Source organism: Microbacterium sp. NPDC056234 (genome assembly GCF_042267585.1).
Lineage (GTDB): Bacteria > Actinomycetota > Actinomycetes > Actinomycetales > Microbacteriaceae > Microbacterium.
In genome coordinates this window covers 74,450-99,488 of the sequence record NZ_JBHJTE010000002.1, presented here as the reverse complement: position 1 = coordinate 99,488, position 25,039 = coordinate 74,450, and the positions used below count along the sequence as shown (strand labels likewise).

Annotated in this window: 27 protein-coding genes; 13 read left to right on the top strand and 14 right to left on the bottom strand. The window is 69.1% G+C overall.

Features of this window, described 5'->3' with window-relative positions:
- Nucleotides 1-7: 7 nt before the first annotated feature.
- From ACFCYE_RS06265 to ACFCYE_RS06255, 3 genes are read right to left on the bottom strand one after another with little or no spacing between them, the layout of a single operon-like run.
- On the bottom strand, nt 8-835 hold the full coding sequence (locus tag ACFCYE_RS06265; RefSeq protein WP_376177289.1) for a type II CAAX prenyl endopeptidase Rce1 family protein: 828 nt from the start codon (nt 833-835) through the stop codon (nt 8-10).
- The gene (gene trmB, locus ACFCYE_RS06260; protein ID WP_376177287.1) at nt 832-1,557 is read right to left on the bottom strand and encodes a tRNA (guanosine(46)-N7)-methyltransferase TrmB; all 726 of its coding nucleotides are present in this window, start codon (nt 1,555-1,557) and stop codon (nt 832-834) included. The genes ACFCYE_RS06265 and trmB overlap by 4 nt, the downstream gene beginning before the upstream one ends.
- A gap of 32 nt (nt 1,558-1,589) precedes the next feature.
- A complete protein-coding gene (locus ACFCYE_RS06255) occupies nt 1,590-2,423 on the bottom strand; it encodes a DUF3097 domain-containing protein (RefSeq protein WP_376177285.1) in 834 nt (277 codons plus the stop codon).
- A gap of 148 nt (nt 2,424-2,571) precedes the next feature.
- Between ACFCYE_RS06255 and ACFCYE_RS06250 the strand changes: the two genes are divergently transcribed.
- From ACFCYE_RS06250 to ACFCYE_RS06235, 4 genes are all read left to right on the top strand, one after another.
- Nucleotides 2,572-4,593 (top strand): TPM domain-containing protein, encoded by a 2,022-nt coding sequence (locus ACFCYE_RS06250; protein ID WP_376177284.1) that lies wholly within the window; start codon nt 2,572-2,574, stop codon nt 4,591-4,593.
- A gap of 53 nt (nt 4,594-4,646) precedes the next feature.
- Complete coding sequence (locus tag ACFCYE_RS06245) at nt 4,647-5,384, top strand: PspA/IM30 family protein (protein ID WP_376177282.1); 738 nt, start codon at nt 4,647-4,649, stop codon at nt 5,382-5,384.
- Between the two features lie 64 nt (nt 5,385-5,448).
- Complete coding sequence (locus tag ACFCYE_RS06240; protein ID WP_376177280.1) at nt 5,449-6,252, top strand: arginase family protein; 804 nt, start codon at nt 5,449-5,451, stop codon at nt 6,250-6,252.
- Nucleotides 6,249-6,701 (top strand): Fe-S oxidoreductase, encoded by a 453-nt coding sequence (locus ACFCYE_RS06235; RefSeq protein ID WP_376177279.1) that lies wholly within the window; start codon nt 6,249-6,251, stop codon nt 6,699-6,701. The genes ACFCYE_RS06240 and ACFCYE_RS06235 overlap by 4 nt, the downstream gene beginning before the upstream one ends.
- Nucleotides 6,702-6,703: 2 nt before the next feature.
- Here the strand turns inward: ACFCYE_RS06235 and ACFCYE_RS06230 are convergent, their stop codons facing one another.
- Genes ACFCYE_RS06230 through ACFCYE_RS06220 form a run of 3 tightly spaced genes read right to left on the bottom strand, consistent with a single transcriptional unit; the run spans nt 6,704 to nt 8,407 of the window.
- The gene (locus tag ACFCYE_RS06230; protein ID WP_376177278.1) at nt 6,704-7,177 is read right to left on the bottom strand and encodes an SIP domain-containing protein; all 474 of its coding nucleotides are present in this window, start codon (nt 7,175-7,177) and stop codon (nt 6,704-6,706) included.
- Between the two features lie 34 nt (nt 7,178-7,211).
- A complete protein-coding gene (locus ACFCYE_RS06225) occupies nt 7,212-7,934 on the bottom strand; it encodes a tyrosine-protein phosphatase (RefSeq protein WP_376177276.1) in 723 nt (240 codons plus the stop codon).
- Nucleotides 7,931-8,407 carry a carboxymuconolactone decarboxylase family protein gene (locus ACFCYE_RS06220; RefSeq protein ID WP_376177274.1) on the bottom strand — a complete coding sequence of 159 codons (477 nt, stop codon included), beginning with the start codon at nt 8,405-8,407 and terminating at the stop codon, nt 7,931-7,933. The genes ACFCYE_RS06225 and ACFCYE_RS06220 overlap by 4 nt, the downstream gene beginning before the upstream one ends.
- Before the next feature lie 165 nt (nt 8,408-8,572).
- Here ACFCYE_RS06220 and ACFCYE_RS06215 point away from each other — a divergent pair, with 165 nt between their 5' ends.
- The 6 genes from ACFCYE_RS06215 (at nt 8,573) to ACFCYE_RS06190 (ending at nt 14,552) form a co-directional block, all read left to right on the top strand.
- A complete protein-coding gene (locus ACFCYE_RS06215; RefSeq protein ID WP_376177273.1) occupies nt 8,573-9,490 on the top strand; it encodes an alpha/beta fold hydrolase in 918 nt (305 codons plus the stop codon).
- Between the two features lie 93 nt (nt 9,491-9,583).
- Nucleotides 9,584-11,101, top strand: coding sequence for an ABC transporter substrate-binding protein (locus tag ACFCYE_RS06210; protein ID WP_376177271.1), 1,518 nt, complete (start codon nt 9,584-9,586; stop codon nt 11,099-11,101).
- A gap of 7 nt (nt 11,102-11,108) precedes the next feature.
- Nucleotides 11,109-12,059 carry an ABC transporter permease gene (locus ACFCYE_RS06205; protein WP_376177269.1) on the top strand — a complete coding sequence of 317 codons (951 nt, stop codon included), beginning with the start codon at nt 11,109-11,111 and terminating at the stop codon, nt 12,057-12,059.
- Nucleotides 12,056-12,925: an ABC transporter permease gene (locus tag ACFCYE_RS06200; protein ID WP_376177267.1), complete on the top strand. Its 870-nt coding sequence runs from the start codon at nt 12,056-12,058 to the stop codon at nt 12,923-12,925. The genes ACFCYE_RS06205 and ACFCYE_RS06200 overlap by 4 nt, the downstream gene beginning before the upstream one ends.
- The gene (locus ACFCYE_RS06195) at nt 12,922-13,737 is read left to right on the top strand and encodes an ATP-binding cassette domain-containing protein (RefSeq protein ID WP_376177266.1); all 816 of its coding nucleotides are present in this window, start codon (nt 12,922-12,924) and stop codon (nt 13,735-13,737) included. The genes ACFCYE_RS06200 and ACFCYE_RS06195 overlap by 4 nt, the downstream gene beginning before the upstream one ends.
- Complete coding sequence (locus ACFCYE_RS06190; protein WP_376177264.1) at nt 13,734-14,552, top strand: ABC transporter ATP-binding protein; 819 nt, start codon at nt 13,734-13,736, stop codon at nt 14,550-14,552. The genes ACFCYE_RS06195 and ACFCYE_RS06190 overlap by 4 nt, the downstream gene beginning before the upstream one ends.
- Here the strand turns inward: ACFCYE_RS06190 and ACFCYE_RS06185 are convergent, their stop codons facing one another.
- From ACFCYE_RS06185 to ACFCYE_RS06175, 3 genes are read right to left on the bottom strand one after another with little or no spacing between them, the layout of a single operon-like run.
- Nucleotides 14,553-15,167 carry a GNAT family N-acetyltransferase gene (locus tag ACFCYE_RS06185; RefSeq protein WP_376177263.1) on the bottom strand — a complete coding sequence of 205 codons (615 nt, stop codon included), beginning with the start codon at nt 15,165-15,167 and terminating at the stop codon, nt 14,553-14,555.
- Between the two features lie 9 nt (nt 15,168-15,176).
- On the bottom strand, nt 15,177-15,908 hold the full coding sequence (locus ACFCYE_RS06180) for a uracil-DNA glycosylase (RefSeq protein ID WP_376177262.1): 732 nt from the start codon (nt 15,906-15,908) through the stop codon (nt 15,177-15,179).
- A 7-nt stretch (nt 15,909-15,915) separates the two neighbouring features.
- Entirely contained in the window at nt 15,916-16,698 is a 783-nt protein-coding gene (locus ACFCYE_RS06175; protein WP_376177261.1) for an SDR family oxidoreductase, read from the bottom strand.
- Nucleotides 16,699-16,848: 150 nt separating this feature from the next.
- Between ACFCYE_RS06175 and ACFCYE_RS06170 the strand changes: the two genes are divergently transcribed.
- The gene (locus tag ACFCYE_RS06170) at nt 16,849-18,171 is read left to right on the top strand and encodes a bifunctional o-acetylhomoserine/o-acetylserine sulfhydrylase (RefSeq protein ID WP_376177260.1); all 1,323 of its coding nucleotides are present in this window, start codon (nt 16,849-16,851) and stop codon (nt 18,169-18,171) included.
- Between the two features lie 291 nt (nt 18,172-18,462).
- Entirely contained in the window at nt 18,463-19,671 is a 1,209-nt protein-coding gene (locus ACFCYE_RS06165; RefSeq protein ID WP_376177259.1) for a homoserine O-acetyltransferase, read from the top strand.
- Nucleotides 19,672-19,677: 6 nt separating this feature from the next.
- On the opposite strand, the gene ACFCYE_RS06160 is transcribed toward ACFCYE_RS06165, so the two are convergent.
- From ACFCYE_RS06160 to ACFCYE_RS06140, 5 genes are read right to left on the bottom strand one after another with little or no spacing between them, the layout of a single operon-like run.
- The gene (locus tag ACFCYE_RS06160; protein ID WP_376177257.1) at nt 19,678-20,304 is read right to left on the bottom strand and encodes an NUDIX domain-containing protein; all 627 of its coding nucleotides are present in this window, start codon (nt 20,302-20,304) and stop codon (nt 19,678-19,680) included.
- Between the two features lie 23 nt (nt 20,305-20,327).
- Nucleotides 20,328-21,542 carry an MFS transporter gene (locus ACFCYE_RS06155; protein ID WP_376177255.1) on the bottom strand — a complete coding sequence of 405 codons (1,215 nt, stop codon included), beginning with the start codon at nt 21,540-21,542 and terminating at the stop codon, nt 20,328-20,330.
- A 9-nt stretch (nt 21,543-21,551) separates the two neighbouring features.
- Nucleotides 21,552-21,866, bottom strand: coding sequence for an MTH1187 family thiamine-binding protein (locus ACFCYE_RS06150; RefSeq protein ID WP_376177254.1), 315 nt, complete (start codon nt 21,864-21,866; stop codon nt 21,552-21,554).
- A 2-nt stretch (nt 21,867-21,868) separates the two neighbouring features.
- The gene (locus ACFCYE_RS06145) at nt 21,869-23,083 is read right to left on the bottom strand and encodes a hypothetical protein (RefSeq protein ID WP_376177253.1); all 1,215 of its coding nucleotides are present in this window, start codon (nt 23,081-23,083) and stop codon (nt 21,869-21,871) included.
- On the bottom strand, nt 23,080-23,910 hold the full coding sequence (locus ACFCYE_RS06140) for an NAD(P)H-hydrate dehydratase (RefSeq protein ID WP_376177251.1): 831 nt from the start codon (nt 23,908-23,910) through the stop codon (nt 23,080-23,082). The genes ACFCYE_RS06145 and ACFCYE_RS06140 overlap by 4 nt, the downstream gene beginning before the upstream one ends.
- A 51-nt stretch (nt 23,911-23,961) precedes the next feature.
- Between ACFCYE_RS06140 and ACFCYE_RS06135 the strand changes: the two genes are divergently transcribed.
- Entirely contained in the window at nt 23,962-25,029 is a 1,068-nt protein-coding gene (locus tag ACFCYE_RS06135; RefSeq protein WP_376177250.1) for an NADH:flavin oxidoreductase/NADH oxidase, read from the top strand.
- Nucleotides 25,030-25,039: the final 10 nt, after the last annotated feature.

Below are 25,039 nucleotides of genomic sequence, written 5' to 3'. Positions count from 1 at the left end.
AGCTTATCTATACGAGGAAGATGGGCAGCGATCCCGGATTGTGGGCATGCACGAGCACGGCGAACACGACGGCGTCGAAGAGCAGATGCACGGTGACCACATACGCCAGCGAGTGGGTGCGCAGGAAGATGAACCCCTGCAGCAGGGCGAACGGGATCGTCAGCAGCGGGCCCCACTCGCGATAGCCCAGCTCCCACAGGAACGATACGAACACCACGGCCTGCAGCATGTTCGCCACAGCATCCGGGAAGTGGCGGCGCAGCAGAGCGAATACGGTGCAGATGAAGAACAGCTCGTCCCAGATGCCCACGGCGCCGACGCCGACGAACAGGCGGACGATGAGCTCCGGCGTGTCGACGACCGGCCAGTTCTGGTAGACGCCGCTGGTGATGAAGTAGAACGGCAGGATCAGCCAGCCCAGCGCCAGGACGGCGATGAGCCAGCCCCACTGCAGGCGTCCCCAGCGCTTGCCCGTGCGCCACGGGAACGAGATCGCGCGGTCGCGGTAGACGTACCGCGAGATGACGTACGGCACGAGGACGGCGCCGCCCAGTGCCAGCGTGAAGCGCAGCATGGCGAGGTTGTCGAGCTCCGCCGCGAGGGGGATGACGCTGACGATCAGCATCCCGATCGCGATGAGCGACAGATCGCGTGCGAGCGAGGGCGCGGATGCCGTCACGGCACGTCGTTCGATCGCCCACGCCGCCCCGACACCGGCGGCCAGCAGCACCCAGCCGAGCCAGGCCCACTGCACGACGAAGAAAGCCGGAGCCGCCAGGCATACCAGCGCGGCAGGCGCGATCGCCCACCGAAACGCGACGCCGGCAGCGCTCACGCGCGCGGCCTGCGCCGATACGTGAGATCGCGGATCTCGCGTCCCTTGGTGATGCCCTTGCGCTCGAAGGCGGTCATGACACGACCCTCGAAGCGATCCGCCCACTCCCCCTCGAAGGCGCGCTCGAACAGCGGTTCGGCATCGAGGACCTCGCGCATCTGCCGCGCGTAGTCCTCCCAGTCGGTGGCCAGACGCAGCACACCGTCATCGGCGAGGGCCCTGGCCGCCGTCGCGCCGAATCCATCGCGGATCAGCCGGCGCTTCGTGTGCCGCTTCTTGTGCCACGGGTCGGAGAAGAACACCCAGACCTCCGACGCGCTGCCCTCCGGAAGGTAGGTCGCCAGCACCTCCGGCGCGTTCGCCTCGACCAGGCGCAGGTTGCGGACGCCTGCCTTGTCGGCATCCAGCATGGTGCGGGCGAGCCCTGCACGGAACACCTCGACCGCGAGGAAGTCGTCGCCGGGACGGGATGCCGCGGCCGAGACGATCGCGTGGCCCTGACCCGATCCGATCTCGACGATCAGTGCCGCGTCGCGGGCGTACTCGGCTGCCACATCGAGCCGCGCGTCCGGGTGAACACTCGTCGAAGCGACATCTCGCGGCACCTCGAGCAGATAGTGCCCGGCGAGCTCCTCGAACGCCCGCTCCTGCGCCTCCGACATGCGTCCGCTGCGACGGACGAAGGAGACGGGTTCATCGCGGAAAGTGCGGGGCTCTGGCATATGTCAAGGGTAACCGGGGCCCGCGCCGCGCCTCACGGCGCGGTGACGAAGTCGATCAGCTCCTCGACCCGGCCGAGGAGTGTCGGCTCGAGGTCGCGGTAGGTCGTGACCTTGCTCAGAATGGCCTGCCAGGCACGAGCGATGTCCGCCTGGTCCTCGTGCGGCCACCCGAACGCCTTGCAGATGCCGACCTTCCACTCGATACCGCGCGGGATCTCCGGCCAGCGCGGGATGCCCAGCGACTCCGGCTTCACGCACTGCCACACGTCGACATACGGGTGGCCGACGATGCGGACGTGCGCGCCGTGGGGTCCTCGGGCCACGGCATTCGCGATGCGCGACTCCTTGGATCCGGGGACGAGATGGTCGACGAGCACACCGTAACGGCGCTTCGCACTGGGTGGCTCGGCCGCGAGCAGATCGTCCAGCAGGTCGACGCCCTGCAGGTATTCGACGACGACGCCCTCGACGCGCAGGTCGGCTCCCCACACCTTCTCGACGAGCTCGGCATCGTGGCGGCCTTCGACGAGGATGCGGCTCGGCAGCGCCACACGGGCGCGCTGGTCCGCTGCGACGAAGGATCCGGATGCCGTCCGCCGAGGCCCCCTCTCCTTCGGCGCAAGCGGGACGAGTCTGACGGGCTGGCCGTCGATGAGGAACCCGCCCCCGAGGGGGAACAGCCGCTTGCGGCCCTTCCAATCCTCCAATTCGACCGTGCCGGACTGCACTTTCGTCACCGCGCCGCAGAACCCGTCGTCGGCGACCTCCACGACGAGGTCCGCCTCCGCCGGAACCTGAGGGATCTGCTTCGCCGCACGCTCGCGCCACCCCTTGGCGAGCACATCGGCACCGTACCTGTCGTCCATGCCTTCCAGCGTATGTGTGGGCGAACAGCTTCCCTGCGACGACACAGACTGTTTCCGTACAGTCGGTACCCTCGGTTCACGTCAGTGAATAGACTCGTGCTCAGCGGGGGCCCAGGGTCCCACCGGAGGGAGCAGAATGCGGTCACGGATGACGATCATCCTGGGGATGATCGTGGCGGTGCTCGCCTCCGGCTTCCTCGCGTCGAGCGCCGTGGCGACGCCGCCCGTGACGCTGGATGCCGGATTCGTCACCGACGCAGCCGGCGCCCTCAGCTCCTCAGAACTCAACGCGGCGAACGCCCGGCTGGACACGCTGAGCGAAGCGGCCGCCGGCGACCTCTACGTCGTGATCGTCGATGAGTTCACGAATCCGTCCGACAGCGTCGAATGGGCGGATCAGACGGCGATCGACAACGGACTGGGCGCGGATCAGTATCTGCTCGCGATCGCGGTCGACTCCCGCCAGTACGCGCTCTCCGCCGACGGCGAGGGGCCGCTGAGCGAGAGCCAGCTGGACAGCGTCTCCCAGGCGGTCGAGGATCGTCTGGGCGACGGCGACTGGGACGGAGCGATCATCTCGGCCGCCGACGCCTTCCCCGGACCGTCGAACGCCGGATGGATCCTGCTGTTCGTTCTGATCGCCGCCGCTGTGGTCGCGCTGATCATCTGGCTGGTCGCCCGCGCGAAGAAGAAGTCCCGCGGCGCGCAACCGGCCATTCCAGATCCGAACGATCCGTTCTCGGGCATGAGCGACACCGATCTGGAACGTCAGGCCGGCCGCGCACTGGTCGAAGCCGACGACGCGATCACGTCGAGTCGGGAAGAGCTGGGCTTCGCGGTTGCCCAGTTCGGGGAGGAGTCGACTGCGCAGTTCACCCAGGTGGTGGACCAGGCGAAGACCAGGATCGCCGAGGCGTTCGCGCTCAAGCAGCAGCTCGACGATGAGAACGAGGACTCCGCCGAGCAGCGCCGCGCTTGGCACATCCAGATCATCCAGCTGTGCGCAGCAGCCGACGAACTGCTCGATGACAACATCGAGACGTTCGAGGAGCTGCGCAAGGTCGAGGCCGAGGCGCCTGCCGCCCTGCAGCGCGTGCAGGTGCGTCGCAACGAAGCGCAGTCCGTCGTCTCGGCGCTGCCCGGCGCCGTGGCGGAGCTGGCCGCGACCTACGATGCCGCCGCTCTCCGCACCGTCTCCGAGAACCCCGTTCAGGCCGCAGAGCGACTGGCTCTCGCCGACACCGAGATCTCCGAGGCGACGACCCTCATCGCCGACAGCCGGCGAGGCGAAGCCGCCTTCTCCATCCGCACCGCGGAGCAGGCCGTCGTGCAGGCCGAACAGCTCGCCGCCGCTGTGACGACGCTCGGCACGAGTCTCGCCGCGATCGAGGACCAGGCGAAGGCGCTGATCGCCGACCTAGAAGCCGACCTGGCCGCCGCCGCACAGGCGCCGGATGCGACGGGGGTGATCGCCCCGCTCATCGCCGGTACGCGCACCCGCGTCGATGAGGCGAACGCAGCGCTGAGCAGGACCGGCCGCGACCCGCAGCGCATCGTCGACACCCTGGCCGATGCGAACACGCAGATCGACGCGGCGCTGGCGCAGATGCGCGATGCCGCCGAGCAGGCTCAGCGCGCCGCACGGACGCTGCAGCAGCGGCTGATGCAGGCGCAGGCGCAGATCTCGGCCGCGAGCGATTACATCATGACCCGCCGGGGTGCGATCGGCGCGACCGCTCGCACACGCCTCGCCGAGGCCGACGCCGCGTATCGTGAGGCGGTCGCGGCGCAGGCCACCGATCCGGCCTTCGCCATCGAGCGCGCGACCCGCGCCTACAATCTCGCCTCCGAAGCGATCGCCACCGCCGAGAGCGAAGTGCAGTCCTGGGCGCCGGGCAACCCCTTCGACACGGGCTACGGCACCGGGTACGGCGGAAATTACAGCCGCGACAGCGGCATCGGCGGCGACATTCTCGGAGGCATCCTCGGAGGCCTGTTCGCGGGCGGCGGCGGAGGAGGCGGAGGCGGCTCCTGGAGCGGCGGCAGCAGCTGGCGCTCCAGCGGAGGCAGCAGCAGCCGCGGCCACCGGCCGTCGAGCTTCGGCGGCGGCTCGCGCGGGAGTTCGCGCGGCGGCTCGCGTGGCGGACGATCCCGAGGCGGTCGCTTCTGACCCGGCATCCGCAGACCTGAACGACGTCAACGACCAACCGAAAGGAATCACCCATGGTAAAGCAGTCCATCTTCGGGCGAATCTCGACCCTCGTCCGCGCGAACATCAACTCGCTTCTCGACTCCGCCGAGGACCCGCAGAAGATGATCGACCAGCTCGTGCGCGACTACACGAACAGCATCGCGGACGCCGAGGCGGCGATCGCCGAGACCATCGGCAACCTGCGTCTGCTCGAGCGCGACCACGAGGAAGACGTCCAGGCCGCGAAGGACTGGGGCAACAAGGCGCTCGCTGCGAGCCGCAAGGCCGACGAGCTGCGCACCGCGGGCAACACCCCGGATGCCGACAAGTTCGACAGCCTCGCCAAGATCGCGCTCCAGCGTCAGATCAGCGAGGAGCGCGACGCGAAGACGGCCGAGCCGACCATCGCGGCTCAGACCGAGATCGTCGACAAGCTCAAGAGCGGCCTGAACGGCATGAAGGAGAAGCTCGGCGAGCTCAAGGCGAAGCGCAGCGAGCTGCTCGCGCGCGCGAAGGTCGCCGAGGCCCAGACCAAGGTGCAGGACGCCGTCTCCTCGATCAACGTGCTCGACCCCACGAGCGAACTCGGCCGGTTCGAGGACAAGGTCCGCCGTCAGGAGGCCATCGCGCAGGGCAAGGTCGAGCTGGCCGCGTCCAGCCTCGACGCCCAGTTCGAGAGCCTCGACGACCTCGGCGAGCTCACCGAGGTCGAGGCGCGTCTGGCCGAGCTCAAGGCCGGCGGCACCTCGCAGGGCCAGCTCGGGTCCTGATTCCAGGCGGATGCTCCGGACCGGCGGTCCGGAGCATCCGCGTTTTTCCCATCCGGAGGTCGATATGGCCCACTTCCTCGTCGTGCCGCAGTGGCAGGGCTCCCCTGCCGCCCGCGCGATGCTGCTCACCGACGGAGCCGCGGCCATCGCCGGTGACCTCCCCCGCGCCGCCACCACGGTCCTCGACGTCCCGCTCGAAGCGGGCGAGTCGCTCGGAACCGGTGTGCATCGCCTCAGCGCCCTTCAGCGCGTGCGCGAACTCGTCCGAGACAATCTCGAACCCGGCGCCGTCCTCATCGGCGGCGACTGCAGCATCACCGTCGCCGCGCTCGACGCACTCGACGGCGGCACCGAAGACCTCGCCGTCGTCTGGTGCGACGCACACCCCGACCTGCACACCCCGGAGACCTCGCCATCCGGAGCGTTCTCCGGAATGGCGCTGCGCGCCGTGCTCGGCGAAGGAGAGCCGCAGCTCGTGCTTTCCCCCGGCATCCCTCCCGAGCGGATCGTCGTCGTCGGCGCCCGTGCTGTGGATGCCGCGGAAGAGCCCCCTCTGGGGCGTCTCACCCAGATCTCCTCCTCCTCGTTGTCCGACCCGGAGTCGCTCGCCGCCGCCATCGCGAAGACCGGCGCGACACGGGTCTGGGTGCACATCGACGTCGATGTGCTGGACCCCTCCGAGATCGTCGGCGTCTCGAGCCCCGCGCCCTTCGGCGTGAGCGCCGCCGAGCTCAGCACGGCGCTGCGCCGCCTGCGCGAACGCGTCCCGCTCGCCGGCGCGACGATCTCCGGCTTCGCACCGCGCTCGCCCGTGGACGCCGTGGAGGATCTGGGAACGCTGCTGCGGCTCGTCGGAGCCGTCGCATGAATCGGACCCCGCCCGCCGGCTGGCAGGCACGCGCTCAGGCCGAACTCGAGAGCGGTCGAAGGTTCGACCGCCGCATCCCCTCGGTGCTGCTGCGCTCTCCGATCAGCCGCCTCGGGTACCTCTGGGGCACGGCCGTCGGCTGGACGTGGGGCACACTGTGGAGTACCGGTCGCGTCGAACGCCGGCACGGGCTGTGGGTCTTCCGCGGGATGCCGTCGTGGACGTTCAATCGCGGCGGCGTGTGCGTCGGCGGATGCTTCCTCACCGGCGAAAGGGAGCCGAGCGATGCCATCCTGCGACACGAGGCTGTGCACAAGGCTCAATGGCTGCGCTACGGATTCCTGATGCCGGTTCTGTACCTGTTCGCCGGACGTGACCCGCTGCGCAACCGTTTCGAGATCGAAGCGGGACTGGAAGACGGCAACTACGTGCGCCGCCCGAAGCGCTGAGCTCAGCGGTCGATGGGGAGCAGTCCGAACTGCTCGGGCGCGTGGATCGACGATGCCGGGACGCTCAGGCCGATCGTCAGGTGTTCGACGATGTCCGCTGTGCCGAGGTAGCCGCCGAGCAGCGTGATGTTCGTCGCCGTGCCTTCGTCGCAGAGCATCTCGTCCGCCCAGGCGCAGGTCGCTCGCGACAGCGCCTGGCCGGGTGCGCATCCGCGCCCGGTGCCAGGAGCACCCGAACGGGTCGAGCGCGCGAGCCACGTCACTGTCATGCGCGGCGGGGCCTGCAGCATGCCGATGTCGGCCTGATCGGCGACCTCGACGAAAATCCTGCCGGTCGCGCACAGCGGCAGCGTGGCGAGGAAAACCTCGAGATCCGCGAGCGAGTTCTCATCGGCCGTCACCAGGTGGTGCGAGCGCTGGCGAGCCGCACGGCGCTCGGCGCGTGCGGATCGGTACTCGACGGAGGTGCTGCTCATGATGTCTCCATCGTATCACTCGATGAAGGGTTGCCTAACCTTGCCCACCATCCACGTCGACGAGTGCCGAACGCAAAGCGGCGAGCTCGGCATCCGTCATCCCCTGCGCGCGCAGGTAGTCGGGTGTCGAACCCCACTGGTCGTCGATCGAGGACAGCAGGGCGCGCATGACCGCCGCGGGCGATTGGGTCGCCAGCGCCACCACGTGCTGGGCATCCGGATGCTGTGATCGCAGGTAGTCGGTGATGCGACGGTTCCGTTCCGCCGGCAGCTGGGACTCGGTCAACGCGTAGTCGGCGATGATCGCCTCACGGTCCGCACCGACGGCATCCAGCGCCAAGGCGATCGTCACCCCTGTGCGGTCCTTGCCCACCGTGCAGTGCACCAGCGTCCGTCCGCCGCGCGCGATGATGCGCAGCGCCTCGACCAGGCGCGCGCCACTCTGCTCGAGCAGGTGGGTGTACAGATCGTCGAGGCTGGTGTCCTCTTCGAAGAACGAGGCGACCGAACCCAGGAACAGCGGCAGGTGCGTGGTCTCCACGCCCTGCACCGCCGACGGCTCCATGGCGACCTCGTCATCGGCACGAAGGTCGACGATGTGATCGACGTGCGCGCTCAGCTCGCGCGCGCCCTCGCTCGTGATCCCTGCCAGGTTCGCCGATCGCATCAGCCGCCCGGCTGCGACGCGACCGCCTGCGGTCGGGATGCCGCCGACGTCGCGCGCATTCCATACGCCGTCGATGGCGAGCACGATCACGCCTGCCCCTGACCGCCGCGCGGCGGGACCGGGTAGCGGCCTGCCACCACGATGCGGTTGAAGGCGTTGATGGATACGCAGGCCCAGCTCAGCGCCGCGTACTCCTTCTCCGTGAAGACGCTGCCGACCGTGTCGTACACGTCATCCGGGATGCCGTCCTCGTGAATGAAGGTGAAAGCTTCGGCGAGTTCCAGCGCAGCCCGCTCCCGATCACTGAACACGCCGCTCTCCCGCCAGGTCGGGATCTGAGTGAGCACGTCGGCGTCCAGCCCGGCGGCGAGCGCGCGGTCGACATGGATGCGCGTGCAGTAGGCACAGCCGTTGAGCTGCGAGCAGTGGATCATGACGATCTCCTTCAGACGATCGTCGATGCCGTTCGCGGCACAGATCTCGCCGACGGTCTTGGAGAAGGCATCCAGCGCCTGGTAGGCGGCAGGCTCGGTCCTGGACAGGTGCACGCGCGTCTCGGTCATGGTTCCAGCTTAAGACTTTTCCGGTCCGTCACTCCGATCGAGTGAAACGCAAAGTGACATCAAATCACCACGCCAGAAGAGCACATCAACAATCACCGCCACCAATTACTTGCCATATCGCTCCGGAATTTCGCCGGCCTTGCCGCACAGAGGAGAATATGGAACGTGCCGACCGACACCAGCGAGTTCCGCTACCTTCCCGCACAGGCCCTGAGCGTCGCCGTTCCCGTCCCCGCGGCCGACCGCGTGGAGTTCGCACTCGCAGATGGCAGAGTCCTCAGCGCACTGCGCTTCGGGGAAACCGAGCCGCAGGTTGTGCTCCTCCACGGCGCGGGGCTGAACGCCCACACCTGGGACACCACGATCCTGCACCTGCAGAGGCCTGCGCTCGCAGTCGACCTCGCCGGGCACGGCGACTCGTCGTGGCGCGACGATCTCGACTATTCGCCGAGGAACCTCGCCGCCGATATCGCCGAAGCGCTGCCGCATTGGACCAGTACGCCGGTGGTGGTCGTCGGACAGTCGCTGGGGGGACTCACGGCGGCAGCACTCGCCAGCACGCACCCCGAGCTCGTCAGCGACGTGATCATCGTCGACATCACACCGGGCATCGATGCGTCGGGCGGGCCCGCCGAGCTGCGCGAATTCTTCCGCGTCGCGGAATTCGCGAGCCGTGACGAACTCGTCGAACGCGCGATGGCCTTCGGCCTGGGCGGGTCCCGCGAGGACACCGAACGCGGAGTGTTCTTCAACTCCCGCATCCGAGACGACGGCCGCGTGGAGTGGAAGCATCATTTCGCACACCTCGCCGCGCAGGTCTTCGCGGCGCCTGATCAGGCGGCACAGCCCGCACCCGGGGCCGTTCTGAATGCGACCGGCTGGGATGACCTTTCCGGAGTGACCGCACCGCTCACCCTGGTGCGCGCCGAACGCGGTTATGTCACCGCACAGGACGCCGACGACTTCCGGTCCCGGCTCCCCCACGCCGAGATCGTCGAGATCGACGCGACCCACAACGTTCAGGAGACCGCACCCGGCCGCCTGGCGGCTCAGATCCGCGCCCATCTGCCGGACGGAATGTGACAGTGCATTCCGACGTTCCCCTCCCGGTACCCACAGCACCATAGGCTCGACCCGCCCGGCACACAGCACCGCCGGCTGAGAGGACCCGCACTCATGTTCACCCGCACCCGACGCCGCCTCGGCGCCGTCTCCGCTCTGGCCGCCGCCGCGATCGTGCTGACCGCGTGCACCGGTTCGCCCGAACCGGTCGAGACCTCGGTCGGCGAACCCGACCCCGAAGCCACGCTCACGGTGGGACTCGTACTCGAACCGACCAACCTCGACATCCGCCACACCTCGGGGGCGGCGCTCGAACAGATCCTCATCGACAACATCTACGAGGGCCTGGTCACGCGCACCCAGACCAACGAGATCGAACCGCGTCTGGCTTCGGAGTACGACGTGTCCGAAGACGGTCTGACGTACACGTTCACCCTCAACGAGGGCATCCTGTTCCACACCGGTGAAGCATTGACTTCCGCCGATGTCGTGGCCTCCTACGAGGCTGTGCGCACGGACGCCACCCTGCAGGGGCACGACGACTTCGCCCAGGTCGCCTCGATCACCGCGCCGGATGCCGCAACGGTCGTGATCACGCTGACCGAACCGAACCAGAACTTCCTGTTCGCCCTGACCGGTCCTGGCGGACTGGTGTTCCGCTCCGGCGACGCCACCGACCTGCAGACCGCTGAGAACGGCACTGGCCCGTTCACGCTGACACGCTGGAGCAAGGGATCCTCGATCACCTTCGCGCGCAACGACACGTACTGGGGCGAGGCAGCCGGCGTGGCCGAGGTCGTGTTCGAGTACATCCCGGACTTCACTTCCGGCGTCAACGCCGCCCTGGACGGCAGCCTCGACGTGCTGACCGCCGTCGACCCCAACCTCGCGCCGCAGCTCGAGGAGTCCGGCGAGTTCTCGCTGACGACCGGCAGCACCACCGACAAGGCGACTCTCGCGTTCAACAACGCCGCAGCGCCGCTCGATGACGTGCGGGTGCGCGAGGCGCTGCGCCTGGCCATCGACCACGACGCGCTCGTCGAGGCCGTCGGCGCTGGCCAGACGCTGTACGGTCCGATCCCCGAACTGGACCCGGGCTTCGAGGACCTCTCGGACATCGCTCCCTACGACCCGGAGCGCGCCAAGGAACTGCTCGCCGAGGCCGGCCAGGAAGACCTGGAGCTGACGCTGACGATCCCGAACTTCTACGGCACCACGGTGTCCCAGGTCTTGATCTCGGACTTCGCCGATGTCGGAGTGACGCTGGACGTCGAGCCCGTCGAGTTCGCGACCTGGCTCGAAGACGTCTACACGAACAAGGACTACGACCTCAGCTTCGTGCTGCACGTCGAGCCGCGCGACTTCGGCAACTTCGCCAACCCGGACTACTACTTCGGATACGACAACGCCGAAGTGCAGGCGCTGTACACCGAGGCTCTCGCCGAGGTCGACGCCGACGCGTCGGCCGAGCTGCTGGCCGAGGCCGCCCGCATCGTGTCAGAGGAGCATGCGGCAGACTGGCTGTACAACGGCGAGACGATCACGGCCCTGCGCCCGATCGTGTCGGGATTCCCGCAGGATTCGATCAACTCGCGCATCAACCTGTCCGGCGTGACGGTCGCCGCCGACTGATCATCGCATGCTGCGATACGCGCTCACCCGAGGAGCCCTGCTGATCGCGGGGCTCCTCGTGTCGAGCGTGCTGATCTTCCTGACGCTGCGCGTCTTTCCGGGTGATGTCGCGCAGCTCATCGCCGGAACGCAGGCGAGCCCTGAGCAGGTCGATCAGCTCCGTGAGTCGCTGGGGCTGAACCGCCCGCTCGCGACCCAGTACCTCGACTGGATCGGCGGCATCCTGAGTGGCGACCTCGGCACGTCGCTGCTGTCGGGGGCATCCGTCGGCGAGGAACTGGCGCTGAAGGCTCAGGTCACCGTGCCGCTGGGCATCCTCTCGCTCGTGATCGCCCTGCTGATCGCCGTGCCCTTCGGCATCCTGTCGGCCGTGCTGCGCGGGCGCGCCACGGGCACCGGTCTCAGCGTCGCGGCGCAGGCGCTCGCCGCCGTCCCCGTCGTGTGGGCCGGCATGATGCTGATCGTCGTCTTCGCGATCTGGCTCGGCTGGCTGCCCGCACAGGGATTCCCCCGAGACGGGTGGGCGGAGCCGTGGCAGGCGCTGCGTGCACTCATCCTCCCCGCTCTGACGATCGGCATCGTCGAGGGGGCCATGCTGCTGCGGTTCGTCCGCAGCGCGACGCTCCAGGCGGCCGGTCAGGACTTCGTCCGCACCGCCGCCGCCAAGGGCCTCAGCCGCAACCGTGCGCTCGTGCAGCACGGCATCCCCGCGGTCGGACTGTCGATCATCACCGTGCTCGGACTGCAGGTCGCCGGGATCATCGTCGGCTCCGTGGTCATCGAACAGCTGTTCACGCTGCCCGGTATCGGGCGCATGCTCGTCGCCGACGTCGGCACACGGGACCTGATCAAGGTGCAGAGCGAACTGCTCGTCCTCACCGGCTTCGTGCTGGTCGTCGGCTTCCTCGTCGATCTCGTCCACCACATCGTCGACCCTCGACAGCGGGAGGCCGCATGACGCCGCAGTGGCTGCGCGCGCTGTGGCGGTCGGCAACCGGCCGCTTCGGCATCGTCGTCGTCCTCGTGATCGCGCTCACCGCCCTGATCTCGCTGTTCTGGACGCCCTTCAACCCGCTGTCCACCGATCTGACCGACCGCTGGGCGACGCCGAGCTGGCCGCACCTGCTCGGCACGGACGGCACAGGACGCGACATCCTCAGCCTGATCATGACCGGCGCCCGCACCACTGCGTTCGTCAGTGTCGGGGCCGCGATCGTCGCGACGCTGGTGGGCGTCTCGCTCGCCGCGCTTGGGGCGCTCACCGCTCGCTGGATGCGGGAGACGATCGCGGTGCTCGTCGACATCCTCATCGCCTTCCCCGTGCTCATCATCGCGATGATGATCTCCTCGGTCTGGGGCGGATCGCTCTGGGTCGTGATCTGGGCGGTCGGCATCGGGTTCGGCGTGAACATCGCCCGCGTCACGCGACCCGAGCTGCGTCGCGTCCAGCAGAGCGACTTCGTACTCGCCGGCCGCGCGTCCGGTCTCACCGCGACCCAGAACCTCACGCGTCATCTGCTGCCGAACGTCGCCCCGGTGTTCATCGTGCAGCTCTCCTGGTCCATGGCGGTCGCCGTGCTCGCCGAGGCGGGTCTGAGCTATCTCGGGTTCGGCGCCAGTGTCGTCGAACCTTCCTGGGGCATCCTGCTGGCGGATCTTCAGCGCTACATCAGCATCCATCCGCTGTCGGTGATCTGGCCGGGGCTGGCCATCACCCTCACGGTGCTCGGTCTGAACCTCCTCGGCGACAGTCTGCGCGAGGCGACCGATCCGACTCTGGCGCATCGCGCCGCCGAGGTGCATGTTCCGGAGGTCGTCGCGTGAGTGCTCCATCCCGTGCCGCCGCGCGGCTGACCGTGACCGACCTCATCGTCGAGATCGACGGACGACGCGTGATCGACGGCATCTCGTTCGACGTGCCGCCCGGGGGTCGACTCGGCCTGATCGGAGAGTCCGGATCCGGCAAGTCGCTCACCGCCCTCGCGATTCTCGGCCTGCTCCCGGCGGGCGCCATCGCGAGCGGGAGCATCCGCTGGGGCGACACCGAACTGCTGGGGATGCCGGACCGAGAGCTGGCGCACTTCCGCGGCGACGACATCGGCATCGTGTTCCAGGAGCCGCGCACCGCACTCAACCCGATCCGTACCGTCGGGCGCCAGATCGCCGAGTCGCTCCGCATCCATACCGGTGCATCGCGTCGGGAAGCCGCGGCCAGGGCGGTCGATGAGGCACGGCGGGTTCGGCTCCCTGAGCCGGAGTCGATCGTCAAACGATACCCGCACCAGCTCTCCGGCGGGCAGCGCCAGCGCGTGGCGATCGCGATGGCGCTCGCCTGCCGTCCTCGGCTGCTGATCGCCGACGAGCCGACCACCGCGCTCGACGTCACCATCCAGGCGGAGATCCTCGAGCTGATGCTCTCGCTCGTCCAGGACGAGGGGATGTCTCTCGTGTTCATCACCCACGATCTCGCCGTGCTCGCCCGGGTCGCCACGCACGGCGTCGTCCTCGAGCACGGCAGGGTCGTCGAGTCCGCTCCCGTATCGACGCTGCTGAGCACACCGACCTCCCCCATCACGCAGGGATTGCTGCGCGATGCCACGACAACGCTGTGGCGACCGGGCGGAGGCACGCGATGAGCCGTCATGCCGACCGGTCCGACGCCCTGATCCGCGCGCGTGGGCTGAGCCGCGAATTCGCGGTGCCGAAGCGGACCGTGTTCGAGCGCGCCCGCACAGCCACGGCGCTGCACCCGACGGATCTGGACATCGCGGCCGGATCCTCGGTCGGCATCATCGGAGAGTCGGGGTCGGGCAAGTCCACCCTCGTCCGGTTGCTGCTCGGGCTCGACAATCCGACTTCCGGCACCATCGACATCGACGGCCGGAGAGTGGATGCCGCGGCATCCGCCCGTTCGCTGCACTGGCTTCGTCGGATCACGGGGCTGGTGTTCCAGGACCCCTACGCGTCGCTCGACCCGCGGATGAGCGCCGGTCGGATCATCGGCGAGCCGCTCTGGGCGCTCGGGATCGAGGGCGATCGCCGCGCGCGCGTGCGCGAGGTCCTCGGCCAGGTGGGACTCGACGCCGAGATGGCGGACCGCTACCCGCACGAGTTCTCGGGCGGGCAGCGTCAGCGGATCGCGCTGGCGCGGGCCATCGTGCACCGGCCGCGCATCCTCGTCGGCGACGAGCCCATGTCAGCGCTCGACGTCACCGTGCGTGCGCAGATCCTGCAGCTGATCGCCGAACTCACGCGGACCGAGGATCTCACTCTGCTGCTGGTGTCGCACGACATCGGCGTCGTGCAGAACCTCTGCGACGCCGTCATCGTCATGAGGGACGGTCACGTGGTCGAGCAGGGAACGACCGATGACGTGCTGCTGCGTCCCCGCGAGGCGTACACCCAGGCGCTTCTCGCCGCGATCCCTGTGATCGCGCAGCGCGAGAACTGATCAGCGGGCCGGTCGCATGCCCCAGCGCCGCCCCTTCGGTGTGAGCCTGCGCTGCAGGTACACCGATCCGATGGGTCGACCGAACTTGTAGTCGACCTTCCCCAGGCGCCCGACCTCGACGAATCCGAGACGCTGGTGCAGCCGGATGGATGCCTCCGCGTTGCTGTCGCTGATGACGGCCATGATCTCGCGCAGCCCGACGGCCTCGCAGGCGTCGATCAGCGCCTGCAGCAGCGCGGTTCCCAGTCCCTTGCCGCCGGCACCCGGCCCCAGGTAGATCGAGTCCTCGGCGGTGTACCGATACGAGTTCTTGCCCTGCCAGGGCGAGACGAGCGCATAGCCGAGCACGTTCCCCGATGGCGAGGCTGCGACGAGGAACGGCAGTCCGAGCTTCGTGAGCGTCGCGAGCTTGTCGCGCCAGTAGCGGTGCGTACTGGGCTTGCCGTCGAACGTGACGGCGGAGTTCGCGACGTAGTGGTTGTAGATCTCCCGGATGTCGGGCAGATCGCGCGCCGTGGCCGGTCGGATCGCATACGTGAAGACCTCAGGCGCCGGATCAGTCTGACGCAGATGCCGCGGCAGACGGCGACGCCGATCTCCGGGTTCGAACTGCATGCGATCAGCTTAGAACCCGAGCCCCGGCAGTTCCGCGCCCTGGTCGTCGTCCGACACGCGCCAGTCGACAGCATCGGCTCCCTGCTGCTCCAGCAGCGCGTTCACGCGCGAGAACGGTCGCGAACCGAAGAACCCGCGGCTCGCGGACAGCGGAGACGGGTGGGCGGACGCAATCACTGGTGTGGAGCCGATCAGGGGCTGCAGCTTCTCGGCATCCCTCCCCCACAGCACGGCGACGAGCGGGCGATCCCGCGCCGCCAGCGTGCGGATGGCGAGATCGGTGACCTGCTCCCACCCCCACCCCCGGTGGGATCCCGCCGCACCGGGGCGCACGGTGAGGACCCTGTTCAGCAGCAGGACGCCCTGGTCGCTCCACTCGGTCAGGTCGCCGTGCGGTGCGGGCGGGATGCCGAGATCCGCCGCGCGCTCCTTGTAGATGTTGACGAGGCTGCGCGGCAACGGCCTGACGTGCCGCTCCACCGCGAACGACAGCCCGATCGGATGTCCGGGCGTCGGATAGGGGTCCTGGCCGCTGACGAGCACGCGCACGTCGTCCAGCGGACGGCGAAACGCGCGAAACACGTTCTCCCCGGTTGGCAGGTAGCCGCGTCCTGCGGCCTGCTCGGCGCGCAGCCGGTCACCGAGCCCCGCGATGACGTCCGCGACCGGGGCGAGCGCGTCGGCCCAGCCGGGGTCGATCATCCCCTCATCGGCGAGCTGTGTCAGGGTGCGAGGCAGCATCCGTCGTTCAGTCCTCGAGACGAGGGCTCAGCGGACCGCGCGCCAGCAGGTGCTGCGCGGACTGCGCCACCGGGCGCATCGTGATGAGGTCGAGGTTGACGCGACCTGGAGCGTTGAGGGCGTAGGCGATGACATCCGCGACGTCCGAGGCCTGCAGGGGTTCCTCGACACCGGCGTAGACCGCTTCTGCCGCGACCCGGTCACCGCCGAGCCGGTTGAGCGTGAACTCCTCGGTGTGCACCATTCCGGGGGCCACCTCGACGACACGGATGGGTTCTCCGTTGAGCTCCTGGCGCAGCGCGCGAACGAGCATCGCCTCCGCGGCCTTCGCCGCGTTGTACCCACCGCCACCCGGGTAGGCGACCTGGGCGGCCGTCGACGTCACGAAGACCGTGTCAGCGTGCCCGTCGGCCTCGGCCGCGCGACGCAGCAGCGGCATGAGACCCGCGACGAGACGCTGAGTCGCCAGCACGTTGACCTCGTACATCCACTGCCAGTCGTCGATCGAGCCGTCTTCGATGCGATCAGTGCCGCGCGCACCGCCGGCGACCTGCACGATGGCGTGGACGGGCCCCGTCGACTCGAGTTCGGACACCAGCGCCTCCACCCCCGCGGAATCCGTGAGGTCGCACACGATCGCCGATGCCCCGGTCTCGGCGACGAGTGCGGCGAGGCGATCCTCGCGCCGCGCCACGCCGACGACATCCCACCCGCTCGCTCGAAGCGCGCGAACCGTCGCCGCTCCGATTCCCGTGCTCGCACCGGTCACCACTGCACGCCTTGTCACCATGTCATCCACCGTACGACGTTCTGCGCGGTTTCCCGCGTAGACGCGTGTTACGTCACATTTCCCGACTGTTGTTGACACGCACCGCCGTTCCGTACTCTCGCTGGAACGGCACCCGCCATACCCGCATCCGAGAGTTCCAGGGGGAACCCAATGTCCGCACCCGAGTCCTGGCGTTTCGAGACCAAGCAGATCCACTCGGGCGCAGCGCCCGACCCGGTCACCAAGGCACGCGCCACGCCGATCTACCAGACCACGTCGTACGTGTTCGACAATGCGGACCACGCGGCGAACCTCTTCGCTCTGGCGGAGTTCGGGAACATCTACACCCGCATCCAGAACCCGACCCAGGACGTCGTCGAGCAGCGGGTCGCGGCGCTCGAGGGCGGTACCGGCGCGCTGCTGCTGGCCAGCGGCCAGGCGGCCTCGACCTTCGCGGTGCTCAACATCGCCGAGGCAGGCGACCACATCGTCTCGTCGAGCTCGATCTACGGCGGCACCTACAACCTCTTCAAGTACACGCTGGCCAAGCTCGGCATCGAGACCACGTTCGTGGAGAACCAGGACGACGCCGAGGAGTGGCGCCGCGCCGTCCGGCCGAACACGAAGCTGTTCTTCGGCGAGACCGTCGGCAACCCGAAGATCAACGTGCTCGACATCCGCGCCGTGAGCGACGTCGCACACGAAGCGGGCATCCCGCTCATCGTGGACAACACGATCGCCACCCCGTACCTGCTCCGCCCGTTCGAGCACGGCGCCGACATCGTCATCCACTCGGCGACGAAGTTCCTCGGCGGCCACGGCACCACGATCGGCGGCGTGATCGTCGACGGCGGTTCGTTCGAGTGGTCCAAGAACGTCGAGCGCTTCCCCGGGCTGACCGAGCCCGACCCGTCCTACCACGGCGCCAGTTACACCACCGCGGTCGGCGACGCACTCGCGTACATCATCAAGGCCCGCGTGCAGCTGCTGCGCGACCTCGGCGCCGCCATCTCACCGCAGAGCGCCTGGCAGCTCATCCAGGGCATCGAGACCCTGTCGCTGCGTGTCGAGCGCCACGTCCAGAATGCTCAGGAGATCGCGGAGTGGCTCGACAACCACGCCGACGTCGCCAGCGTCAACTACTCGGGTCTTCCGTCGTCTCCGTGGTACGCCAAGGCGAACGAATACCTGCCCAAGGGCGTCGGCGCCGTGCTGTCGTTCGAGCTCAAGGGCGGCGTTCAGGCCGGACGTGAGTTCGTGAACAGCCTGTCGCTGTTCAGCCACCTCGCCAACATCGGCGACGTCCGATCCCTCGTGATCCACCCGGCATCCACGACCCACTCGCAGCTGACGCCCGAGCAGCAGCTCACCGCGGGCGTCACCCCCGGCCTCGTGCGCCTGTCGCTCGGCCTCGAGAACGTGGAAGACCTCAAGGCGGACCTCGAGCAGGCGCTCACCGCCGCGCGTCGCATCTCGGACGCCGCCCGCGCGTAAGCCCCTCCTCCTCAAGGGACAGGATGCCCGGGCCGTGTGGTCCGGGCATCCGCGCGTTCACGGGGGCAGGACGGACGATGGACGGATGCGGTGACGATTCACGGACCTTTTCGACAGATCGATCCGTCATTCGTCACCGAATCCGCGTTTCGTCGCGGGCATGGGTGAACGTGGTCGGTCCCCCGGCGCGGCAGCAGCCGGCGTACTCGGACACGCGATCGCACCGCCCGCGGAGCACACGCCATCCGTAACCTTCCGCCGCGCCGACCGGAACCGGGCGAGAATGGAGGAATGGACTGGCAGACGACCTCGGAGGAGACGGTGCCCTCGCGGCGCGTGACCGAGGCGCAGGCCAGCATGATGCGGGCGCGTCCCCCCGCCACAGGAGCCTGGCGCGACGGCGACCCGATCGGCGAGCGGCGGTTCGCGGCCTTCGGCGCGTTCCGCACCGAGAGCGGGCAGGAGCTCCCCGGCATCCGGATCGCCTATGAGACGTGGGGCGAGCTGAACGAGAAGCGCGACAACGCGATCCTCATCAACCACGCGCTCACCGGTGACAGCCACGTACGCGGTGAGGCGGGCCCTGGTCATGCGACCGCCGGCTGGTGGGGCGACGTCGTCGGTCCAGGCGCGGCGATCGACACCGATCGCTGGTTCGTGATCGCACCGAACATCCTGGGCGGATGCCAGGGCTCGACCGGCCCGGCCAGCGTCGCCCCCGACGGCTACGAGTGGGCATCGCGCTTCCCTTACCTCACCGTGCGCGACCAGGTCGCCGCCCAGGTACGGCTGGCCGATGCTCTCGGAATCGACCGCTGGGCAGCCGTGGTCGGCGGATCCATGGGCGGCATGCATGCGCTCGAGTGGGCCGTGACGCATCCGGACCGCCTGCAGCGCCTCGCGATCCTCGCGTCACCACCCGCCAGCACCGCGGACCAGATCGCCTCGAACATGCTCCAGCTGGAGACCATCCGGATGGACCCGCGTTTCGAGGGAGGCGAGTACTACGACGCCGCCACCGGCGAGGGCCCGCATCGCGGTCTGGCGCTGGCACGACGCATGGCGATGCTGAACTACCGGTCCCCGATCGAGCTGAACAGCCGCTTCCAGCGCTCGTGGCAGTCCGACCTGTCGCCGCTCGGCCACGGCGGACGTTTCGCCGTGGAGAGCTACCTCGACTTCCACGGCAACAAGTTCACCCGTCGTTTCGACGCGAACAGCTACATCACCCTGGTCGAGGCGATGAACTCGCACGACGTCGGCCGGGACAGGGGTGGCATCGAGGATGCCCTGCGCACGGTGACGGCGACGACGCTCGTGCTCGGCATCGACACCGACAGGCTCTTCCCGTTGGAGGGCCAGCATCGCATCGCCCGCAGCATCCCCGACACGCTCGACGGAGACGAGGCGGTCGTCATCACGAGCGACTTCGGACATGACGGGTTCCTCATCGAGACCGACGTCGTCAGCGACCACCTGCGGCGGCTGCTCACGAGCTGACGCGACTCACTCGCGTCGATAGCGCCATGGCCGCTCCGCCGTCTCCAACCGATGCACTCCGGCGCCGCCATCGGGATGCTGCGCGTCACCGACCCAGCAGAACACATCGCCGGGGAGCAACCGGGTCGCATACGTCGGAGCATCGGATGCCGCGGTCACCGCCGCGTCCGCCGAGTCGAATCGGGACAGCCCGTGCAGCGTCACCCAGGTCGGCGGGAACAGCTCGATCTCGCCGACCGCGTGGCGTGCGAGCGCATCGACCGGCGAGATCCAGCACCATTCGACCACCTCATCGGGCGACGGCACGATATCGCCTCCGGGGTCCAGGGCGAGGAAGAACCAGGTGCCGACGCGTTTGGGCGCCTGCGTCGGCGGAATCCAGCGGGACAGCGTCACGAGGCCGACGGGGCGGAGCCCGACCTCTTCGCAGCACTCCCGGGCCGCAGCGCTCCTGGCTGCGTCCTGTCCCGATATCGATGATGCGCGATCGACGTCTTCGACGAGACCACCGGGGAAGACCCAGGCGCCGGCGAAAGAACCACGGACGGGACGCCTCAGGATGAGCACCTCGAGCGACGCGGCGCGGTCGCGCAGCAGCACCACCGTCCCGGCGAGAGGCAGTTGATCCACCATGCCGCCACTCTACGAGGATCCGGTCAGACGAGCACGGGGCGTCGCTGCAGTCGCAGGGCCAGCAGCGTGATCCCCAATCCGGTGAACGCGAGCAGTGCTCCGATCCAGGCAGGTGCGGTGTAGCCCCAGCCGACCGCGATGACGGCCCCTCCGAGGAACGCACCGAGGCTGTTGCCGATGTTCAGCGCGGAGTGGTTCAGCGCCGCAGCGATCGACTGGTTGTCACCGGCGACATCCATCAGACGGGTCTGGATAGCCGGGCTCAGCATGGCAGAGACGGCGCCGACCGCCATCGCGAGCAGACCGAGCAGGATGATGTGCGAGGCCAGCAGCGCGAGCAGGACGAGGATGCCGGCGAGCAGCGTCATCCCCACCACGAGCGTGCGCTGCAGGTCGCGATCGGCGAGGTACCCGCCGAGCAGGTTGCCGACCGTCATGCCGATGCCCACCAGCACGAGCACGATCGGCACCGCCCACTCCGGCGATCCGGCGATCTCGGTCACGAGCGGTGAGACGTAGCTGTACACGGCGAAGAAGCCGCCGAACCCGATCGCTCCGATGCCCAGCGTCAGCCATACCTGACCGATGCGGAACACGCCGAACTCGCTGAGAACGCCACGACCGGGATCGCCCTCGTGCTCGGGCACGAAGAGCGCGATGCAGAGCGTCGCGATGGCGAACACGGCTGTGACGACCAGGAACGCCGTCCGCCACCCGTAGTTCTGCCCCAGATACGTGCCCAACGGCACACCGACCACGTTCGCGATCGTGAGTCCGGTCATGATGAACGCCGCGCCCTGGCCGCGCCGGCCCGGACCGAGGACGTCCGCGGCCACGAGTGCGCCGATTCCGAAATACGCGCCGTGCGGCAGCCCGGCCAGCAGCCGCGACGCCCCGACGAGTCCGAAGCTGGGAAGCACGACGGTGAGTGCGTTGAACAGGGTGAGCGCGAGCGCGAGCCCGATCATCACGCGATGCCGAGGGAAACGCGCGACGAGCCCCGCGATGGTCGGCGCGCCGAGCACGACGCCGAGCGCGTACAGCGAGATCAGGAGGCCGGCGCGCCCGATCGCCTCCTCCGGCGATGCCGCCCAGAGGTCGGGAAGCAGGTCCTGGGCGATGTCGGGCAGCAGGCCCATGGCGACGAACTCGGTCATGCCGATTCCGAAAGAGCCGATGGCGAGAGAGAGGAGCGCCGTCGTCGCCGCACCCCTCGAGAGTGTCGAGGAGTGGTTCACCCGTCAATGCTACGCGGAATCGGCGTCCCGGATCGCCGTCTCGAGCCGGTCGATCTTGGCATCGAGCTCTCCGGTGTACCCCGGGCGGATGTCCGCCTTGAGCACGAGGGACACCCGCGAGCCGTACGGCATGACGGCCTCGGTGGCACGCTTGACGACATCCATGACCTCGTCCCACTCCCCCTCGACCTCGGTGAACATGCTGGTGGTGCGGTGCGCCAGACCGGACTCGCGGACCACCGTGACGGCGGCGGCGACGGCATCGTGCACGGATCCATCCGCGCTGCCGTTGCCGGAAGGGGCGACCGAGAATGCGATGAGCATGTTTACCTCCGTGTGGGGATGGGGACTCGGACGATCGAGCGGATGCCGACCACGAGCAGGACGATCAGAAGCACGTTGCGCGCCGTGAGCAGCAGCACGGGCACGAACTCGGTGCGCAGCAGCGCATCGTAGGTGAGCGGGTAGATGAGGCAGGTCAGGCCGCACAGCACCGCCACGAGCGCCGCGGGGCCGCGCGCCCTGGTCCTGTCGTACACGAACCACAGGACCATCGGGGCGATCAGCCAGGTCTGGAACTGCGGGGACCCGACCTTGTTCGTGACGATCAGCGCCGCGACCAGTGACAGCGCCAACGGCGGGAACAACCGTCCGAACGATCCGCCGCGCGCTGCCTTGACGGCTGCGAGCGCGGTGATGACGGCGACCGTGAGCAGCATGATCGGGGTCAAGACGTCGGACACGAAGGGCACGCCGTACCCTTCGACCTGGAACGTGAGGATCTCGAAGCTGTATCCGACGGACGCGGCACCCGCACGCGCCGCCCACAGGTACGGTGTCGCGGCCACTGCCTCGACCTGAAGTCCGCGGCCGGTCTGCTGGGTGAGGAAAGCGAAGAGATGCTGGTCGGCACCCAGCAGGAACAACACGACGATGATCCCCGCGGTCCCCGCGGCGGCTGCGCACAGGATCTTCAGTCGGTTGCGCGCTGCGACGACCGCGGCCAGCACCAGCGCGCCGGGCCAGATCTTGATCCACGCGCCGATGGTCAGCAGCACCGTTCCGACCAGCGGATGCCGCAGCAGCAGAAGCCCGCCCACGATCGCGAGCGGGACCGTGATGGCATCGATCCGGTAGAGCGCGATCGGTCCGAGCAGCAGCAGCGCCGCCGTCCAGAACCACGCCGCGGCCCGTCGCGGTGCCGATGGTCGCCGTCCGATGAGGAAACCGAAGGCGACGGCATCCAACACAGTGACGAGCACGGCCCAGGCCACGAGGTACGCGCTCAGCGCGCCCACCGCGGCCACGAACGGCAGCGACAGGGCCTTGGCGAGCAGCATCGGCAGCAGTGCGAGCTGCGGGTACACCCACGGCTCGGTGATGCCCATGACGGTGCCACCGGTGAGCGCCGACGCCGACCACGGTTCGTAGACGAGCACCACGTCGCCCATCGGCTGGCTGGGATACACCCAGCCCAGCCACGCCGTCAGGGCGTGGGCGAGCAGGAAGGCCGTCCACAGCGGCGCGGTGCGGCGTGTCACGAGAGCAGGCCCGCGATCGCATGCGGAAGCGCCTCGGCGACATCCAGGGCGACGATCGGGTGCCCCGGACCGCCATCGGCCATTCCTGCGGCGAGACGAGCGGCGTGGCCGTGCAGCCACGCGCCCGCCGCAGCCGTCTCAGCGATGAACGCTCCGGGATTCGCCGCCAGCAGTGCGCCGAGGACGCCCGCCAGCACGTCACCGCTGCCCGCAGTCGCGAGCCATCCGGGAGCCGGCGGCAAGATGATCACGGTGCCGTCCGACGAGGCGATGAGCGTGCGCGATCCCTTCAGGAGCACGGTTCGCCCGAGCGCGCCAGCGGTCTGCGCTGCGTCCAGCACGCGGTCGCCGCTGCCCTCCGGCGCGAGGCGCAGCCGTTCACGCAGACGATGGAACTCGCCGGCATGCGGGGTGACGAGCAGCGGCGCGGCCGCGCCCGGTGCGAGATCGAGCGCACCCGCGTCGACGACGACGGGCACTGCGCCTGCCAGGATCTCCCGCAGGGCATCCGTCTCTTCGACGGTGCGCTGCGCGGCATCCGTTCCGGATCCGATGACCCACGCGCCGGGCCTGGTCCGGCCGATGTCCTGCGCGGCGACCGTCTCCGGTCGACGCGCGAGCACGGCGTCAGGGGCCGACCCGAGGTAGCGCACGTACCCTGCACCGGCCCGCCAGGCGGCCTCGACGGACAGCACGGCCGCCCCGGGGTAATCGGCCGAGCCCGTGCGCACCGCCACGACGCCACGGGAGTACTTGTCGTCCACCGGTCCTGGCGTCCGCACGAACCGGACGGTGTCGTCCCTGCCCCACTCACGCGCCTCGACCATGCCCCCCATGCTATGCGGCCGGTGACGTCCGGCTGGCAGTACCGTCGAAGGGTGAGCCTGCTCTTCTCCCCGCTGCGTCTGCGTTCCGTGACCTTCCCGAATCGACTGTGGGTGTCGCCGATGTGCATGTACAGCGCGGTCGACGGCATCGTGCAGGACTGGCACCGCACCCATCTGACCCAGTTCGCATCGGGTGGCGCCGGACTCATCGTGGCCGAAGCCACGGCCGTCGTCGCGGAGGGGCGCATCAGCCCCCGAGACGCCGGCATCTGGACCGACGAGCAGCGGGATGCCTGGGCACCGATCGTCGCCGGGATCCACGCGCGGGGAGCCCTGGCCGGGATCCAGCTCGCGCATGCCGGGCGCAAGGCGTCGGCCTGGTGGCCGTGGGCCGCGCAGCGCGGATCGGTCCCGGCAGCAGAGGGCGGCTGGGTCACGTCGGCGCCGTCGGCCGTCGCCTTCCACGGGTTCGACGTCCCGAGGGCCCTGGATGGAGCAGACATCGACGATCTCGTCGACGCCTTCGCCGCCGCCGCGCTGCGGGCATTGGATGCCGGATTCGACGTCCTCGAGCTGCACGCCGCGCACGGCTACCTGATCCACCAGTTCCTCTCGCCGCTGTCCAACCGGCGCGCGGACGACTACGGCGGCCCGCTCGAGAACCGCGCCCGCCTGCTGCTGCGCATCCTGGACGCCGTGCGCGTGGTCGCAGGCGACGATGTCCCGGTCTTCGTCCGGATCTCCGCGACCGACCACGCCGACGGCGGCTTCTCGCCCGACGAGGCGACGATCGTCGGCGAATGGGCGCGCGAGCACGGCGCGGATCTCATCGACGTCTCCAGCGGCGGGCTGGTCGCGCATCAGCGCATCGACATCTTCCCCGGGTACCAGGTGGGGCTGGCGGGTACGGTCCGACGCGGCGGGCGGATCCCGACCTCGGCCGTGGGGCTCATCACCGCGGCGGAGCAGGCCGAGCGCGTGCTCGAGGACGGCGAAGCCGACGCGATCTTCGCAGGCAGGGAGTGGCTGCGCGACCCGCACTTCGCCCTGCGTGCGGCCCACGAACTGGGCGTGGAGATCCCGTGGCCGTCGCAGTACGAGCGTGCGCGGTGGCGGTGAGTCTGCTCAC